The following is a 16,582-nucleotide window of genomic DNA, read 5'->3' on the forward strand; positions in this document are numbered from 1 at the left end:
GGGGGGGGGGTTGTTGTGGGGGGCGGGCGGCGGGGTGGGCTTGTTACCCCGCATCCGGGGGGGGCCGGCCTTGCGGCCGCCCGTCTGTTGCCGGGCCTGGCGGGCGTGGTCGCGCCGCCCCACGTCGCCGATGGCCTCGGCCGCCTGGCCTTCGTCCATACCCAGTTCGATCAGAGCGCGCTCGCCGAACTTCAGCGCCGATTCGAAGGTCTCGCGGATCTGGTAATCGACCCCGGCCTGGATCAGGCGCATCGAATGGCCCCGGTCGAAGGCGCGGACCATGATCTTGGTGGTCGGGAACTCGGACTTGACCAATTCGACGATGCGGTCGGCGGCCTCGGGCTTGTCCACGCAGACCAGGACGATCTCGGCCTGCTCGGCGCCAGAGGCCCTGAGGGTGGCGAGTTGGGCGCCGTCGCCGTAGTAGACCTTGAACCCGAACTGGGAGGCGGCCTGGATCATCTCCACGTCGTTCTCGATGATCGACACGTCCACGTCGCGCGCCAGCAGGGGTTGGGACACGACCTGGGCGAAACGGCCGAAGCCGATGATCAGCACCTGGCCGCGCAGGTCCTTGGCGAAATCGACGCCGTCCGCATCCTCGGCCGACACGGTCGGCTTGGGCAGAAAGCGCTGGGTCAGCAGGCTGGTCAGGGGTGTCAGGGCCATGGACAGGATGACGATGGCCGACAGCATGGCGCCGACCTGGGCGTCGAACAGACCTGCAGTCACCGCCGCCCCATACAGGACGAAGGCGAACTCGCCGCCCTGGGCGAACAGGGCCGCGCGCTCGACCGCCTCGTGGTGGGAGGCCTTGAACAGGCGCGCGATCCCATAGATGCCTAGCGCCTTGACCACCATGAAGACGACTACGCCGCCGACGACCAGACGCCAGTCGGCGACGACCACCGACAGGTCCAGCGACATGCCGACGCTGAGGAAGAACAGGCCCAGCAGGATGGCGCGGAACGGCTCCACGTCCGATTCCAGCTGGTGGCGGAAGGTCGATTCCGACAGCAGGACGCCGGCCAGGAAGGCGCCCATCGCCATCGACAGGCCGCCCAGCGACATGGCCCAGGCCGCGCCGACCACGACCAGCAGGGCCGCCGCCGTCATCACCTCGCGCCCGCCGTAACGGGCCAGCAGGCGGAAGATCGGATCGACCAGATATTTTCCGGCCAGCAGCACGCCGCCGACCGCCGCGACCGCGAGGCCGATGGTCTGCCACAGGGGCGGGGCCTGCTCGTTCGCCACGCCCAGCACGGTGGCGAGGACGGCGACGATGGCCAGCAACGGTACGATCGCCAGGTCTTCCAGCAGCAGGATGGACACCGCGCGCTGGCCCGGCCCGCCCGCGATCTCGCCACGCTCTTCCAGCATCTGCATGATGACGGCGGTGGACGACAGGACGAAGCCCATGGCCCCGACGAAGGCGACCGGGGCGGAGAAGCCGGCCAGCATGGCCGTCAGGGTCAGGATCAAACCGCAGAACAGAACCTGGGCCGCGCCCAGGCCGAAGATTTCCTTGCGTAGGCCCCACAGCCGTTTGGGCCGCATCTCCAACCCGATGATGAACAGGAAGATGACCACGCCGAACTCGGCGACGTGCAGGATGGTCTCGGGCTCCTGGAACAGTTTCAGGCCGAACGGGCCGATGGCCAGGCCCGCCGCCAGATAGCCCAGCACCGACCCCAGGCCGATCCGCTTGAACACCGGCACGGCGAACACGCCCGCCGCCAGCAAGGCGGCAGCCGCGCCCAGATCCAGTCCCGTCGTCGCCTCGGCCATCACGCCCCTCGTATGCTCAAGCTCCATTGTGGGGATGCGCGCAGCCAATTGCCATCGGCCTTGTGGCGAACGGCGGTTCGGGCGAAGACGCGGCCATGTCGCGTTCGCTGATGCTCGCCCTGCTCACCCTGACCCTCGGCCTGGCCGCGCCCGGCGTCGGATGGGCGCAAGCCGACACACCCGAGGCCGCCGTGGCCCAGGGCGGTGTGCGGGGCGTGACCATCGACGGGACGGACCAATTCCTGGGGCTGCCCTACGCCGCCGCCCCGGTCCGCGACCTGCGTTTCGCCCCGCCCGCGCCCGCGCCGGCCTGGAACGACGTGCGCGACGCCGGCCGGGCGGGGCCGCGCTGTCCGCAAGGCGGCGGCCCCGACACCTGGTCGGAGGACTGTCTGGTGCTGAACGTCATCCGTCCCTCTGCACCGGCCGCCGCGCCGCGCGCCGTGATGGTCTATGTCCACGGCGGGGGCGCCACCAGCGGATCGGCGGCGGACAACGGCGGCGCCGTGCTGGCGCGCGAAGGCGACATCGTCGTCGTGACCATCAACTACCGCCTGGGCGCGCTGGGCTTTCTGACCCATCCGGCGGTGGCGGCGGTGGAAGGCCAGGCGGGCAACTATGGGGTTCTGGACACGCGCGCCGCGCTGATCTGGGTGCGCGACAACATTCGGGCCTTCGGGGGCGACCCGGAAAAGGTGACCCTGGCGGGCGAGTCCGCCGGCGGCACGGTGATCTGCAACCTGGTCGCAGGCGAGGACGCGGGCACGCTGTTTCGCGGCGCCATAATCTCCAGCGACGATTGTCTGCACGACGTCGACGACCTGACCGTGTCCATCGCGCGCGGGCTGGAGACGGCGCGCAGACTGGGATGTGAGGAGGCCGCCGATCCGCTGGCCTGTCTGCGCGGCCGTTCGGCGGTCGAGATTCTGGCTGCGGGAGGTTTTGCGGCGCCGCATTACGGCGGACGGACCGAGCCAGGCCGCACCGCCTTCGACCGGATCGCCGAAGAGGGCCGCGCATCCATTCCGCTGATGATCGGGGCCAACGCCGAGGAGGGACGCATCGCCGGCCCCGCCTTCGTCGGCTTCGACGCCGCCGACTACCGCGCCTGGCTGCGCCGGCTGGTGGACGAGGAGAATGCGCGACGGATCGAGGCCCTGTATCCGCTGGACCCGGCGCACGGCGACCATGCGGCGGCCGAGGCGATCACGCGCATCCTGACCGACAGCGGCATGCGCGGTTACGGCGGCTGCGCCAGCCTGGTCCTGGCCAGCAACGCCGCCCGACACGGGCCGGTCTGGTTCTATGAGTTCGCCGACCTGAACCCGCCGATGTGGGATGGTCCGGACGGCTGGCGGTTCGGCGCCGCCCATGCTGCGGAACTGGCCTATCTGTGGCCGGACGGCGTGTTCCAGAGCCATTCGTCCCGTTTCGACCCCGCCCAGGCCGAACTGGCGCAGCGGATGCGCCGACGCTGGAGCGCCTTCGTGCGCACCCTGTCGCCGAACGCCGAGGGCCTGGCGCCCTGGCCGGGCGTCGGAGAGACGAACGCCGCCATCGTGTTTCGACCGCAGGGCGACGTCGTCGTGCCGACGTCGGGGCTGAGCGACGACCATCGCTGCGCCTTCTGGCGGTCGATGCCGTGGATCATGGATCGCGGCGAAGACTGAGGCTGTCGTCGGCGCTGCGGCGCGCGCCGTGGCGCGTGCGAGCGTCTGCTTCGCCATAGTTTCGACGAACACGGGACGGCGAATGCCCCCTGGGGTTGAAGCGGGAGGACGCCATGTCTCATATCTCACGGGCCGCTCTGGCGGCCCTGATCGGTCTTTCGTTCGTCGCGCCGCCGGTGACTCTGCCGTCAGTCGCCCTGGCCAAGCCGATGGACGGCGAGGCGACGCCGGCGGCCTGCGGTCCGCTGGGCTTCGACCTGCGGCCGTCGGCGCCCATGCCACCTCTTGTGCGCAGGGTGGCGCCGGCGGGGCCGCCGGTGATGGTCGCGCCCACCCGCAAGGAGGATCGCGTCGAATATACGGGACCGCCCGTGAATCTGCCGGGTCCGCCGCCGCCTCCCCCTCCTCCGCCTTCCTCGATGCCCGCAAACGCGGCGGTGGGCGCAGTCGTCGTCACCGGCTCACGGATCATGCCGGGCGGGATCGCGCCTGCGCCGGCCGATACCGAACGCTATCCCGACGCGACGCCCAATCCGGTGAAGCGGACCAGCGATCAGCCGGTCTCGACCTTCTCCATCGACGTGGACACCGCCGCCTATTCGAACGTGCGGCGCTTCATCGACGAGGGGCGCAGCCCCCCCAGGGACGCCGTGCGGGTGGAGGAGCTGATCAACGCCTTCGACTACGACTACGCCCGGCCGACCGCGCAGAGCCGGCCGTTCGCCATCACCACGGCGGTCGCTGCCTCGCCCTGGGCGCCGGGCCGTGAGATCGTGCATATCGGCCTGCAGGGTTATGAGCTGCCGGCCGGGGAGCAGCGGCCGCTGAACCTGACCTTCCTGGTCGATGTCTCGGGATCGATGGCGTCGGCCGACAAGCTGGACCTGGCCAAGAAGGCGATGAACCTGGCCATCGATCGGCTGAGGCCGCAGGACACCCTGGCCGTGACCTATTACGCGGAAGGCGCCGGCACGACCTTGCAGCCGACGCGTGGCGACGAAAAACTGAAGATGCGATGTGCGGTCGCCAGTCTGCGCGCCTCGGGCGGCACGGCGGGGGCGACCGGCATGACCAACGCCTATGACCAGGCCCAGGCCAGTTTCGCGCGCGACAAGGTCAACCGCATCCTGATGTTCACCGACGGGGACTTCAACGTCGGCGTCACCGACGACAAGCGGCTGGAGGACTATGTCGCCGACAAGCGCGGGACCGGCATCTATCTGTCGGTCTATGGCTTTGGGCGCGGCAACTATCAGGACGCGCGGATGCAGACCATCGCCCAGGCCGGCAATGGGGTGGCGGCCTATGTCGGGGATCTGCGCGATGCGCGCCGGCTGTTCGGCCCGGCGTTCGACAAGGGCGCCTTTCCCATCGCCGACGACGTCAAGATCCAGGTCGAGTTCAATCCCGCCCGCGTCGCCGAATGGCGGCTGATCGGATACGAGACCCGGCTGCTGAACGAGGAGGATTTCAACAACGACCAGGTCGATGCGGGCGAGGTCGGATCGGGAGCCAGCGTCACGGCCCTGTACGAGATCACCCCCGTCGGCGGCCCGACCCAGGTTCCTGAGCGTCGCTATCCGGACAACCGCATCGGCGTGGGCGGCGGCGATCCGAACGGCGAGATCGGCTTCGTCCAGGTGCGCTATAAACAGCCGGGCCAAGATCGTTCGGAGTTGATCCAGCAGCCGCTGACCAATCGCGCGTCAGGCCCGGCCGGCGCCCAGCCGCCGGAGGCGACGCGCTGGGCCATCGCCGTCGCGGGCTTCGGGCAGAAGCTGCGGGGCGATCCGTGGATGGCGGCCGACTATGGCTGGGACCGGATCGTCGATCAGGCGCAAGGGGCCAGGGGCGAGGATCCGTATGGCGACCGGGCCGAGTTCGTGCAGATGGTGCGGGCGGCCGAGAGCCTGCCTGCGCAACGGACGCCCTGATCGGAACCGCTACGCTCGCGGCGGGTTTCCAGCGCAACGCTTCAACCAAGGAAACCCGCCATGAAGATCCGCGACGTGATGACCAAGGACGTGCACCTGGCCCGCCCCGCCGACACCATCCAGGATGTCGCCAGCCGCATGGCCAAGGGCGGCTTCGGCTTCGTGCCCGTCGCGGACGGCGACCAGTTGATCGGCACGATCACCGACCGCGACATCGTGGTGCGGGCGCTGGCGACCGGCGCGGCCTCCAGCGCGGCGGTGGTGGAGTTCATTACCCGCGATCCGCAGACGGTGCTGGACACCGACGACCTGAAGGTCGTGCTGGACCTTATGGGCGCCAAGCAGATCCGCCGCGCGCCTGTGGTGGACAAGCACGGCCGCGTCGTCGGCGTGGTCTCGCTGGGCGACCTGTCCACGCGGGTGAAGGAGAAATACGCCGGCGAGGCGCTGGAAAGCATCTCGCGTTAAGACCTGCGTAACCGCGCCCCGACACCGGGCGTCAAGGATCGTCGTTCATCCTGTCCGTTGAATTCTCGGAGAGGTCTATGGCGCGCGCGCAATTCCAGAAGGGCCAGAAGGTCTGGGTCGAATGCGTCGGCGCCTGGGCCTTCATCGAACAGGTCCAGCCCGTGTGGGCCAAGGGCTTCGACGAACCCGTGCGCGTCACCTATGATGTCGGTCTGGGGCGCGAGTTCACGGCCAGCGAGCTGATGCTGGCGATGGACGATCCGTCGGCGAAAGAGGGCGTGGGCGACTGGCGGCTGCTGCGGGCGCGCAACAAATGGCAGTTGCCAGAGGACTGCCTGCACCACCCCCATCCCGGCACCTATCCGGTGGTGGTGACCGACCGGGCGGACTGGGGCGGCTGGCGCGTGCCGGGCGCGGAATACGACCGCGACCCGCAGCAGATCGAACTTCAGGCCCGGCTGATCGCCGCCGCGCCGCAACTGATGCAGATCGCCCAGGGTCTGGTGGACATGGTGTCAGAGGCGCCCGACGACGCCCCGCCCGCCGTCCTGACCCTGGCCCGTCAGGCGCGCGATACGTTGCAGGCCGTGACGCGGGTTCTGGAACCGGCGCCGGACCGCCTGTCAGCGCCGGTCGCAGCGGCTTAAAATACCGTTAAAAGCGCGCGCCAAGCCTCGACAGGAATCCGCGACGCAGCCTAGATTCCCCTCACAGCAGATTTGCCGGAGGGACGGGGCTTGCGCGACGAGGAGCGGCGGGAAAATCGGTCGGGGCGTCGCGCCTCCGACCGCGCCCCCGGCGCGCCGGCCTGGCTGCGCATTTCCGTGCTGGTCCTGGCCCTGATCGCCACCGGCTATGTGCTTCTGGCGTCACGCGAAATCACCAGACCGACGCGCGATGTCAGCCGGCTGGAAGCCGAGAACCTGACGCTGAACACGCAGTTGGTGGCCAGCCAGACCGCCGTCCTGATCCAGTCCGCCGACGCCGGCCTCGCCGCCGGCCAGACGGTCATTCGCGCCGGCCGACCGCCCATCGAAGCGGTCGAGGCCGCGCGGCGGGTTGCGCCTCAGGTCGGATTTTCGCTGATCGGTCCCGGCGAAACGGTTCAGGCGACTGAAGGAGAGGGCGCCGTCGTCGCGTCGTCGGCCAGCGTCGACGGCAGCCGGCTGGAGGCGCGGATCGACCCGGTCTTGCCCGCATCCAGCGACGCGCGGATCGTCTCGGCGGCCGGGGTGGTGCTGGCCTCTCGGCGGGCCGCCGAAGTCGGTCAGCCGATCCGGGCCTTGATCGGCGCCGACGCCGCTGCCCTGGCCGGTTCTGGGGCGCCGCGCGCCGTGACGGTCGGGGGCGAGACCCGGATGGCGACCGCCGCCCGCACGACCGCAGACGGCCCCTATGTCGTCACCCTGTCCCAGGGCGACGCGACCTCCTTCTTCGACGACGCCTGGCTGGTGGCCGTGCCGCTGCTGCTGGGCCTGGTGGTCGTCGCCCTGTTCGTCTTCTACGGCTTTCGCCAGACCCGTCAGCACCGCGAGCGCATCGCCACCGAGAAGCGGTTCCGCATTGCGGTCGAGGCCGCGCGGTGCGGCGTGTGGGAGTGGGACCTGAAGAAGGACGAGGTCTCCCTGTCCGACTATATGGCCGCCCTGCTGGGGTTCGATCGCGGCGGGGTGACCTCGGCCGACGACGTGATCGCCCGCGTCCATCCGCGGTTCCGCGAGGAGGTGCTGCACGCCCTGCGCCAGGCCGCCGCCTATGGCGCCTTCGAGATCACCTTCCCGGTAGCCGGCCCCGACGGCCGCACACGCTGGATCGACGCGCGGGGTCAGGCGCGCGGGACACGCGGCGAAAACGGCTTCACCGCCATTCTGGGCGTGGCGCTGGACATCACCGAAGCCCGCCGCGCCAAGGCCGCCGCCCAGGCCGCAGAGAGCCGGCTGCGCGACGGGGTGGAGAGCATCTCCGACGCCTTCGTCCTGTTCGACCGCCAGGGGCGGCTGATCCTGTGGAACCAGGCGTTCGAGGACGCCTTCGGCTTCGAGCACGGCATCGTGCGGCGCGGGGCCTTGAAGGACGAGCTGAACCGCATCGCCGCCCTGGCCATCAAGGCCGAGCATAAACCCGCAGGGGGCCGCGCGGGCCTGCGCGAGGTCGAACTGCACGACGGGCGCTGGCTGCAGTTGTCCGAGAGGTTCACCTCCGAGGGCGGCTCGGTCATCACCGCCGCCGACATCACCGCCATCAAACGCCAGGAGGCCGAGCGTCGCCGCGCCGCCGACGACCTGCGCGTCACCGTCGATCAGCTGGAGGCCAGCCGTGAGACGCTGGCGCTGCTGGCCCGCAAATACGAGGTCGCCATGACCCGCGCCGAGGCCGCCAACCAGGCCAAGTCCGAGTTCCTGGCGAACATGAGCCACGAGCTGCGCACGCCCCTGAACGCCATCAACGGCTTCTCGGAGATCATGGCCAGCGAACTGTTCGGGCCGCTGAACGAGAAGTACAAGGGCTATGCCGGCGACATCCTGAAGTCGGGCCAGCACCTGCTCAGCCTGATCAACGACGTGCTGGACATGGCCAAGATCGAGGCCGGCAAGATGACCCTGCACTATGAGCCGGTGTCGCTGCGCGAGGTGTGCGAGGACGCGGTGCGCCTGATGCGCGGCAAGGTGCAGGAGGCGGGGCTGAAGATCTCGGTCGAGGGCGGCGGCGACCTGCCCGACATCGAGGCCGACCACCGGGGGGTCAAACAGGTGCTGCTGAACCTGATCTCGAACGCCGTTAAGTTCACGCCCGACGGCGGGTCCATCGTCGTGTCGCTGGATCGGTTCGCAGGCCCGGCGGGCGAAGACCGCATCCGCGTCGCCTGCGCCGACACCGGTATCGGCATCGCCCCCGACGACCTGGTGCGCCTGGCCCGCCCGTTCGAACAGGTCGAGGGCCAGCACTCCAAGACCACGCAAGGCACCGGCCTGGGCCTGGCCCTGACCAAGGCCCTGATCGAGATGCACGGCGGCCAACTGACTATGGAAAGCGAGCCCGGCGTCGGCACGGTGGTCAGCTTCGACCTGCCGGTGAAGCGGCCGGACCAGACGGTGCAACCGATCCGGGCGGCGTTCGCGGCTTAGCAATTGTTGGCCTCGACAGGCCACGCAGGCAATCGTTGTCTTTCACTTCGGAAACCGGCATTTTTGACTGCTTCCGCAAAGTACGCCACGTCCCGACGCCCGCTCTTGAAAGCGGACGTCGGGGCATTTGTCGTCAAACGGTCGGGACGGTGCCGCCATCGACGACGAGTTCCGATCCGTGGATCGACGACGCGCGGTCCGAGGCCAGGAAGGCGATGGCCTCTGCGACTTCAAAAGGTTCGGCTCCCCGGCCGATCGAAATGCCGCCCAGGCCGTTCAGCACCAGCTGGCGCGCGTCTTCAAGCGTGCCGCCGTTGGCGTCCTGGATGCGCTTGAGGAACACGTCGGTCCCCTCGGTCATGATCCAGCCGGGGGACACGGTGTTGACCCGCACGCCCTTGGGACCGAGTTCCTTTGAGATGGACTTGCTATAGGTCCTGAGCGCCGCCTTGGCCGACGCATAGGCGGTGGTCGCGTCCGGGAGAGGCAGAACCGACTGGATGGAGGTCACGTGGACCACCGCGCCGGAGCCCCGCTCGATCATCTGCGGGATCAGCAGGCGATCGAGGCGCACGGTCGCCAGAAGGTTCAGGTTCAGCTCGGACAACCAGTGTTCGTCCGTCAGGGCCACGAAGCCGCCGCCCGGCGTGGCCGAACCGCCGAGCACATGGGCCAGAATATCGACGCCGCCCAGACGATCCAGCGCCGCTCTGGCGAAGGCCTCGCCGCCCTCAGCCGTCGTGAGGTCCGCCTGGACGAACTCGACACCGGCGATGGTGTCTAGGGCTCCGCGGGCCGAGGTGATGACCTTGGCGCCGCCAGCCAGGAAGCGATCGACGGTGGCGCGGCCCAGACCCTTGGTCCCGCCACTGACGAGGACGCGTTTGCCCGCGAACTCTTTCGGATCAACCGGGGCGTTCATGCCGTGATCTCCACGGCCTTGATGGCGTCGCCGTCGAGGTCGAAGCGATAGGTGAAGCGGACCGGGCTGCCAGGGAAGTCGCCGTGCGCTGGCCCTTCGACCACGACCTGAACCTTCTCGTGTCGGACCGCGTCGGGAGTGAAGATCGCCTTGAGGTCGACCACCAGCTCTTTGAAAAGATTGCGGATTTCGCGATGGCCCACAAAGCGTTTGCCGTTGTCCAGCAGGACCGCATCGGCGGCGAAGGGCGTGATCATCCCTTCCAGATCGAGCCGCGCGTTGGCGGCGACATAGTCGGCGATGGGTGAGGGAAGTTCGAGAGACATGGCTCTGTCCTGCTGCGTTGGGATCAGCCGGAGCGGCTGCATTCCTGATGGCGCTAAACTAGCGATGGACAGGCCGCACGATAATCGGGACAAATCGGCACGAGTCATCGCGGAAATCAGGACAATGACGAAGAGCACCCTGTCAGAGCTGGACGCCGTTCTCATGGTGGCACGGCACGGAAAGTACCGGGCCGCTGCGCTTGAACTGGGCATATCGACGACGGCTCTCAGCAACGCGGTGGGAAAGCTGGAGCGGACGCTGGGTGTCAGGCTCTTCAACCGGACGACGCGGAGTGTTTCCCTGACGGAGGCGGGCGAGCAGTTCGTCGCGCAGGTGGCGCCCGCCTTGCGGGATATCCACGACGCCATGGACGGGGTGCGTTCCAGACAGGCCACGCCGTCCGGCACGCTGCGCCTCAACGCCTTTCCGACCGCAGCGCGTGAGATTTTCTCGACCCTGGTTTTGCCGTTCCAGCGCGAGCACCCCCAGGTTCACGTCGATGTCGTGACGGAAGGGCGCCTCGTGGACATCGTTGCGGGCGGCTTCGACTTCGGCGTTCGTAGCGCCGACCTTGTGCCGGCCGACATGATCGCTCTTCCGCTGGGGCTCCCCCGGCGCAATGTCGTCGTGGGCTCGCCAGACTATCTGGCTGCGCGAGGGACGCCCACCGGCCCCCAGGACCTCGTCCGACATGCCTGTCTGCGTGTTCGACTGCCGAATGGCGCCATCTATCGCTGGCCGTTCGAGAAGGATGGACAGTCAACCCAGGTCGATGTGGAGGGCCCTTTCACTCTCGATGAAGCGAGCCTTGCCCGCACCGCCGCGCTGGCGTCCGTCGGGCTGACCCTGGCCATGGAGTCGGATGTGCGCGACGACATCGACGCAGGCCGTCTCGTGCGGTTGCTGGAGGACTGGACGCCTGTTCTGGCGCCCTTGAGCCTGTACTATCCCAGCCGGCGCAATCCGACCGCCGCGTTCAAGGCGTTTGTGGACTTTGCCCGTCGGCGTAGCCACCTGACGATGCAGCCAAGTCGATGATTGGCGATGTTTATTCAAAGCTGAGAACGCGCCTGAACTTACTGGTCACAGCAGTTCGCGTGGCCCGTACGCTGACCCCTAAACCAACTCCACGCCCATCGCCGTGGCTTCGCCGCCGCCGATGCACAGGGCGGCCATGCCCTTGGTCTTGCCGTGGGCTTTCAGGGCGGACAGCAGGGTGGTCAGGACGCGGGCGCCGGAGGCGCCGAGCGGGTGGCCCAGGGCGCAGGCGCCGCCGTTGACGTTGATCTTGTCGTGGGGGATGCCGAGTTCCTGCATGGCGATCATCGGCACGATGGCGAAGGCCTCGTTGACCTCCCACAGATCGACGTCGTCGGCGCTCCAGCCCGCCTTCTTCAATGCCTTCTGCAACGCAAACACCGGGGCGGTGGTGAACAGGCTGGGCTCCTGAGCGTGGGCGGCCTGGCTGACGACGCGGGCGATGGGCGTCAGGCCCAGGGCCTGGGCCGTCGACTGGCGCATCATGACCAGGGCGGCGGCGCCGTCCGAGATCGAGGCGGCCGAGGCGGCGGTGATGGTGCCGTCCTTGCCGAAGGCGGGTTTCAGATTGGGGATCTTGGAGGGGTCGGACTTGGTCGGCTGTTCGTCGCGATCGACGATGACGGGGCCCTTGCGCGTCTTGACCTCGACCGAAGCGATCTCGGCGTCGAAGGCGCCTGAGTCCTGGGCGCGCTTGGCCCGGCCGGCGCTTTCGATGGCGTAGGCGTCCTGCTGCTCGCGGGTGAACTGATAGACCTTGGCCGTGTCCTCGGCGAACTGACCCATCAGCTTGCCGGGGGTGTAGGCGTCCTCAAGCCCGTCCAGATACATGCTATCGGAAATGACGTCGTGGCCGATGCGCGCGCCGCCCCGGTGCTTTTGCATCAGATACGGGGCGTTGGTCATGGACTCCATGCCGCCCGCCACGATCACGTCGGCGGACCCGGCGGCCAGGGCGTCGTGCGCCATCATGGCCGCCTGCATGCCCGAGCCGCACATCTTGTTGATCGTGGTCGCCTCGGTCGTGACGGGCAGGCCCGCGCCCATCCCCGCCTGACGCGCCGGCGCCTGGCCGAGGCCCGCGGGCAGGACGCAGCCCATGATGATCTGCTCGACCTTGTTCGGGTCCAGCCCGGCGCGCTCCAGCGCCGCCTTGACCGCGACGGCGCCCAGGTCGGTGGACTTGGCGTCCGACAGCGCGCCCTGGAAACCGCCCATCGGGGTTCTGGCGTAGGAGACGATGACGACGGGATCGGACATGGGGCGGTTCCTCTTGCTTGCGGCGACAGATAGCGATCCGACCGATCAATTCAAAGCGTCAGGAGAAGTGCAGCCGCCGATACTTGCCCCGGAAATAGAGCAGGGGATCGCGTCGCGGCTCGAACCGCGCGCGCGTGACCCGGCCGATGATGACCAGGTGATCGCCGGCCTCGACGATCTGCTCGGTGCCGCATTCGAAACTGGCCAGGGCGCCCGACAGGATGGGCGCGCCGGTGTCCCAAGTCTCCCACGCCACGTCCTGGAACCGATCGGCCTGGGACCGGGCGAAGACGCCGGAGGTCGGCTGCTGGCCGATGTGCAGGACGTTGATGGCGAAATGCTCGGCCTGACGGAAGCGTTCGACATTGGTGGACGAACGGGCCAGGCAGAACAGGATCAGCGGCGGGTCCAGCGACACCGACGAAAAGGAGTTGGCGGTCAGGCCGACGGGCTGTCCGGCCTCGTCCAGCGTCGTCACCACCGTCACCCCGGTCGCGAAACAGCCCAGGGCGTCGCGCAGGGTGCGGGGGTCGGACCCGGCCTGATAATGCAGGGCCTCGCGCGGGGCCTGGCGTTCCAGGAAGCCCAGCAGGGCGGCGTTCTCGGCCTCCGCATCATCGAGCGTATCGGCGCGCGAAACCACCTGCGTCGGCACGCCGGCCAGCAGGGCCTCGACCTCGGGCGACACGGCCCCCTGCCCTTCGCCGGTGACGATCACCAGGCAACTTGCCAGCGCCGGGCCGGTGACCGCCAGGGCGGGGGCCACGACCGGCAGGGTCTCGTCCGCACAGACGATGGCCGGGCGCGACGGGATTTCGGTCAGCAGTCGCCTCAGCGCCGCCGGGCCGTCCTCGGTCTTATCGAACTCGGCCGCCAGGACGACATGACGCCCGGCCTCGACCAGCGCCCGCACAGACCGCCGCCAGTCGCCCGACAGACGCTCGGGCGCGCCGACCAGCAGGACGATGGGATCTTCCGGGTCGCCCCAGCTTTCGACGTCCAGGCCTAGAGCGAAATCGGTCGTGTTGGACGCAGTCCGGCGCGGCTCAGATTTCGCTCCAGCATCATCTGGAGCCTGATTCACGGCATCAGCGGGATCGCGAAGCGATCCCTCCTCAGCCGATCAGGCTCTAGGATCCGGGGCGGCGATGCGGTCATGGGGCGGGGCGGTCCGGTCAGTCGTGAAGCGAAAGGCGATCCCTAATAAGGGAAGTCCGGCGGCGGACGCCAGAGACGTCTCAGCCGCCGTAGCTCCGGCCGCCGCCGCCGAAGCCGCCGCGCGACACGACGGTGGTGCGGCTTTGCACGCGGCTGGGCGCCTGACGCGCGACGTCGCCGTGCTCGCGCCCGTTGGTCAGGGTCTTGCCGGTGCGGTAGTCGCGGTAAGTGTAGCCGCCGCCGTAGCCGTTCGACAGCCGGCCCTCCCGGTCGCGATACAGCGGCCCGCCGCCGCGATAGCCGCCGCCGTTCAGCATTTGCCCGATGATGAATCCGGTCAGCAGCGGGGTGAAGAAGGAGCCGTTGCCGCCCTGGTTGTTGGGCTGGCACTGGGACGGCCCCCACTGGCCTTCGCACTCCTCGCGCGTGGCGTAGCGGGGGGCGGTCTTGGCCGCCTCTTCCTGGGCCTTGGCCAGGGCGGCGTCGCACTGATCGTCCGGGATGTCGTTGGCGGCGCGGCACTCGTCCAGCGACTGATAGGCCAGGGTCGGCTCGGGCTCGGGCGGCGGGACGCGCTGGGGCGAACCGCAGGCGGCCAGGGAGAAGCTGGCGGTCGCCATCAGGCTGCTGACGTGCAGGACGCGCGAGCGCTTCAGCCGGCGCATGGTCTCTGTTTTGGGCAGGTCCTTGGGATCGGTCATGGCGGTCACGACGTCATGCAGGCGGCGTTGAGCAGGCCGACGCAGATGGAGATGGAGGCCAGATAGACGGCCGCGGCGATCTCGCCCGCCTCGATGCGGACGACCAGATTGCGGAAGGCCATGCGGCTGATGGCGACGAAGACCACGATCTGGATGATTCCGGCCAGCAGGGCCCAGGCGGCGAACTCCATCAGGCTGACGGTGTGCGACAGGGCCGAGGCGAGGGGCAGGACGTAACCGATCAGGGCGCCGCCGAGAGCGATGGCGGCGGCGGTGTTGCCTTGCCGGATCAGCGTATGTTCGTGATACGGCGTGACCCACTGGTAGACCAGTTTGAAGGCCAGGGTGAAGGCGCCCGCCATGGCGAAGGCGATCAGGAAGGCGATCGCCCCCTGCTGAAAAATGAACCAGTCGAACATCTGTCTTGCCCCTTAAGATTGCGCGCTCACGCGCGGAACTCGGCCATTTCCAGTGGAATGCCGATCATGATTTCGTGCGTCGTCTCGCCGCCCTCGGGCTGCTGCTCCAGGGCGATCATCAGTTCGCGCCCGCCGCCCAGATCGCGAGCATACAGCATGCAGGTCTGGAAGATCTTGGCATAGGGGGTAGTCGCGGCCCGGTCGTCCCAGATCGTCTCCCACAGGGTGACGGGCGGCTGGATCGCATCGCTCTCGGCGAACCAGAAGCGCGGATAGTCGGGCAGTTCCTCGGCCGCGCCGTTAAAGACCGGCGCCGACAGCCGGTCGCGCCAGATGCGGCGTTCCCGCTCGCCCGACGGATAGGCCGAGGTCCAGGGAATGAACAGGCTGAAGTCGTAGCTTTCCAGCCCCGCCTCGTCGTCGCTCATGGCCTGAAGCATGACGTGGTCGTCGGTATAGAAGCGGTGCACGAACTGACCGCTGTCCAGACTGACCAGCCCCTGCGCCGAGATGTCCAGCACGTCGCGATCCAGGACGAAATGGGTCTCGTCGCCCAGCCGACGCCAGGCCAGCGGGTCCAGCGACACGGTGCGGCCCACGGTGATGTTGCGCACCGTCGCCAGCCGATTAGCCGGGGCGGCCTTCTCCGACGATCCGAAAAGCTTCTTGAACATGGGACGATCAGGATCCGGCCAGGCTCGGCTGACTCAACCGGGCCGCCGAGACATAGAACAGGCGGTCGCCGTCTTCCACGCCTGTTTCGGGCGACGGATTGAAGCGCGGCGATTCCGCACCGTGGGGTTGATGCGCCAAGAGGGTGGCGCGGTGATGCAAAAGCCGCTGCGTCAGGTCGCCGACCGACCGGCCCGCGCCCGCCCATCTCAGGCTGAACAGGGTCGCGCCGTCATCTAGATGGCTGGTCAGGGCGCTGATGACCTGGCTGGAGCCTGGATCGCGCGCGGCGCGGGCCAGCATTTCTGGCGCCGACGACAGAACGATCTCGACCCGGGGACAATGCTGCGCCAGCAAACGCGCGCTGTCGGCGTCATCGAAGAAACACACGATGTGCGCAGCGTCCGGCGCCATCGCCGAGACGGCCAGAGTCGCGGTCAGGGTGTCCGCGTCGCTGCTGGCGTAGATCAATATGCGGCTGGCGTTCGCCGCACCGGCTCGCGCGAGGCCCGCTGTCGAGGTCAGGCTTTCCGTCTGGACGTAGCGAATGCGCGGATCGACGTCCGCCACCGCCTGCCGCGTCAGCAGCACCAGGGTCTGGGACCGATTCATCTCCGCACACAGTTCCTCGACCATCTTGGGCGTCCGAACGGGGTGATAGCCGACCAGCAGAATCGTATCGGTCATCTTCGAATAGTCTCCCTTGCCGGATCGCCGGATGCGCCAGATGTCTCCGATCCCGGCCAGAACCTTGGCCACGACGGTGGTGAAAGCTGCGATGGCCCCTGGAAAGATCCACAAGGCCGTGATCAGCCGCCCGCCGACGCCTTGCGGACTGATGTCGCCATAACCTACGGTATAGGCCGTCGTCGCGTACCAGTAGAAGAAGGTCAGCGGATCATGCAGCTCAGCCTCTCGTGCGATGGCGAGAAACAGCCACGACGAGATCGCGTGAAAGAGGATCAGGCCGATCAACATCCGCCAGTGCATATCGGCCATGGCGTGGAACGCCCGGTCGAAAATCACGGCCAGCTTCATTCGCGGCAGCAGCATGCGTTCCCTCTTCAGGTCAGGATGAACCCAGACCCCTAGGCGAAGTC

At 68.3% G+C, this 16,582-nt stretch carries 15 protein-coding genes; 6 read left to right on the top strand and 9 right to left on the bottom strand.

Annotation, left to right across the window (positions count from 1 at the left end; translation table 11 throughout):
• On the bottom strand, positions 1-1,788 hold a 1,788-nt coding region (locus ACP69V_RS00005), incomplete at its 3' end, for a monovalent cation:proton antiporter-2 (CPA2) family protein (protein ID WP_426022133.1).
• A gap of 95 nt (positions 1,789-1,883) precedes the next feature.
• Between ACP69V_RS00005 and ACP69V_RS00010 the strand changes: the two genes are divergently transcribed.
• The 5 genes from ACP69V_RS00010 (at position 1,884) to ACP69V_RS00030 (ending at position 8,985) form a co-directional block, all read left to right on the top strand.
• Positions 1,884-3,458, top strand: coding sequence for a carboxylesterase/lipase family protein (locus tag ACP69V_RS00010; protein WP_426022134.1), 1,575 nt, complete (start codon positions 1,884-1,886; stop codon positions 3,456-3,458).
• 113 nt (positions 3,459-3,571) lie between these two features.
• Positions 3,572-5,392, top strand: coding sequence for a vWA domain-containing protein (locus tag ACP69V_RS00015; RefSeq protein WP_426022135.1), 1,821 nt, complete (start codon positions 3,572-3,574; stop codon positions 5,390-5,392).
• A 60-nt stretch (positions 5,393-5,452) separates the two neighbouring features.
• On the top strand, positions 5,453-5,860 hold the full coding sequence (locus tag ACP69V_RS00020; protein ID WP_409713765.1) for a CBS domain-containing protein: 408 nt from the start codon (positions 5,453-5,455) through the stop codon (positions 5,858-5,860).
• Positions 5,861-5,937: 77 nt separating this feature from the next.
• Positions 5,938-6,507 (top strand): hypothetical protein, encoded by a 570-nt coding sequence (locus ACP69V_RS00025; protein WP_426022136.1) that lies wholly within the window; start codon positions 5,938-5,940, stop codon positions 6,505-6,507.
• Between the two features lie 90 nt (positions 6,508-6,597).
• On the top strand, positions 6,598-8,985 hold the full coding sequence (locus ACP69V_RS00030; RefSeq protein WP_426022137.1) for a PAS domain-containing sensor histidine kinase: 2,388 nt from the start codon (positions 6,598-6,600) through the stop codon (positions 8,983-8,985).
• Between the two features lie 133 nt (positions 8,986-9,118).
• Here ACP69V_RS00030 and ACP69V_RS00035 read toward each other — a convergent pair whose 3' ends face one another.
• Together ACP69V_RS00035 and ACP69V_RS00040 are read right to left on the bottom strand one after the other, a co-directional pair.
• Positions 9,119-9,907: an SDR family oxidoreductase gene (locus ACP69V_RS00035; protein ID WP_426022138.1), complete on the bottom strand. Its 789-nt coding sequence runs from the start codon at positions 9,905-9,907 to the stop codon at positions 9,119-9,121.
• The gene (locus ACP69V_RS00040) at positions 9,904-10,341 is read right to left on the bottom strand and encodes a nuclear transport factor 2 family protein (RefSeq protein WP_426022139.1); all 438 of its coding nucleotides are present in this window, start codon (positions 10,339-10,341) and stop codon (positions 9,904-9,906) included. Before ACP69V_RS00040 ends, ACP69V_RS00035 begins: the two co-directional genes overlap by 4 nt.
• Before the next feature lie 16 nt (positions 10,342-10,357).
• On the opposite strand from ACP69V_RS00040, the gene ACP69V_RS00045 reads away from it, so the two are divergent.
• Positions 10,358-11,272: a LysR substrate-binding domain-containing protein gene (locus ACP69V_RS00045; RefSeq protein ID WP_426022140.1), complete on the top strand. Its 915-nt coding sequence runs from the start codon at positions 10,358-10,360 to the stop codon at positions 11,270-11,272.
• 78 nt (positions 11,273-11,350) lie between these two features.
• Here ACP69V_RS00045 and ACP69V_RS00050 read toward each other — a convergent pair whose 3' ends face one another.
• From ACP69V_RS00050 to ACP69V_RS00075, 6 genes are all read right to left on the bottom strand, one after another.
• Positions 11,351-12,532 carry an acetyl-CoA C-acyltransferase gene (locus tag ACP69V_RS00050; RefSeq protein WP_426022141.1) on the bottom strand — a complete coding sequence of 394 codons (1,182 nt, stop codon included), beginning with the start codon at positions 12,530-12,532 and terminating at the stop codon, positions 11,351-11,353.
• Positions 12,533-12,590: 58 nt separating this feature from the next.
• The gene (locus ACP69V_RS00055) at positions 12,591-13,616 is read right to left on the bottom strand and encodes a flavin reductase family protein (RefSeq protein ID WP_426022142.1); all 1,026 of its coding nucleotides are present in this window, start codon (positions 13,614-13,616) and stop codon (positions 12,591-12,593) included.
• A 154-nt stretch (positions 13,617-13,770) separates the two neighbouring features.
• Positions 13,771-14,391, bottom strand: a complete 621-nt coding sequence (locus tag ACP69V_RS00060; RefSeq protein ID WP_426024009.1) for a DUF1190 domain-containing protein — start codon at positions 14,389-14,391, stop codon at positions 13,771-13,773.
• A gap of 5 nt (positions 14,392-14,396) precedes the next feature.
• The gene (locus ACP69V_RS00065) at positions 14,397-14,810 is read right to left on the bottom strand and encodes a DUF350 domain-containing protein (protein ID WP_409713789.1); all 414 of its coding nucleotides are present in this window, start codon (positions 14,808-14,810) and stop codon (positions 14,397-14,399) included.
• Positions 14,811-14,836: 26 nt separating this feature from the next.
• Complete coding sequence (locus ACP69V_RS00070; protein ID WP_426022143.1) at positions 14,837-15,484, bottom strand: DUF2491 family protein; 648 nt, start codon at positions 15,482-15,484, stop codon at positions 14,837-14,839.
• 7 nt (positions 15,485-15,491) lie between these two features.
• A complete protein-coding gene (locus ACP69V_RS00075; protein WP_426022144.1) occupies positions 15,492-16,535 on the bottom strand; it encodes a potassium channel family protein in 1,044 nt (347 codons plus the stop codon).
• Positions 16,536-16,582: the final 47 nt, after the last annotated feature.

Origin of the sequence: Brevundimonas sp. PWP3-1b1 (assembly GCF_049896065.1) — a bacterium.
GTDB classification, from domain to species: Bacteria; Pseudomonadota; Alphaproteobacteria; order Caulobacterales; family Caulobacteraceae; genus Brevundimonas; species Brevundimonas intermedia_B.

Bases quoted from the DNA above. Each gene is read 5' to 3' on its own strand.
- ACP69V_RS00070 (WP_426022143.1), bottom strand. From the start codon at position 15,484: ATGTTCAAGAAGCTTTTCGGATCGTCGGAGAAGGCCGCCCCGGCTAAT.
- ACP69V_RS00075 (WP_426022144.1), bottom strand. From the start codon at position 16,535: ATGCTGCTGCCGCGAATGAAGCTGGCCGTGATTTTCGACCGGGCGTTC.
- ACP69V_RS00025 (WP_426022136.1), top strand. From the start codon at position 5,938: ATGGCGCGCGCGCAATTCCAGAAGGGCCAGAAGGTCTGGGTCGAATGC.
- ACP69V_RS00045 (WP_426022140.1), top strand. From the start codon at position 10,358: ATGACGAAGAGCACCCTGTCAGAGCTGGACGCCGTTCTCATGGTGGCA.
- ACP69V_RS00035 (WP_426022138.1), bottom strand. From the start codon at position 9,907: ATGAACGCCCCGGTTGATCCGAAAGAGTTCGCGGGCAAACGCGTCCTC.
- ACP69V_RS00065 (WP_409713789.1), bottom strand. From the start codon at position 14,810: ATGTTCGACTGGTTCATTTTTCAGCAGGGGGCGATCGCCTTCCTGATC.
- ACP69V_RS00010 (WP_426022134.1), top strand. From the start codon at position 1,884: ATGTCGCGTTCGCTGATGCTCGCCCTGCTCACCCTGACCCTCGGCCTG.
- ACP69V_RS00020 (WP_409713765.1), top strand. From the start codon at position 5,453: ATGAAGATCCGCGACGTGATGACCAAGGACGTGCACCTGGCCCGCCCC.
- ACP69V_RS00060 (WP_426024009.1), bottom strand. From the start codon at position 14,391: ATGACCGATCCCAAGGACCTGCCCAAAACAGAGACCATGCGCCGGCTG.
- ACP69V_RS00040 (WP_426022139.1), bottom strand. From the start codon at position 10,341: ATGACTCGTGCCGATTTGTCCCGATTATCGTGCGGCCTGTCCATCGCT.
- ACP69V_RS00015 (WP_426022135.1), top strand. From the start codon at position 3,572: ATGTCTCATATCTCACGGGCCGCTCTGGCGGCCCTGATCGGTCTTTCG.
- ACP69V_RS00050 (WP_426022141.1), bottom strand. From the start codon at position 12,532: ATGTCCGATCCCGTCGTCATCGTCTCCTACGCCAGAACCCCGATGGGC.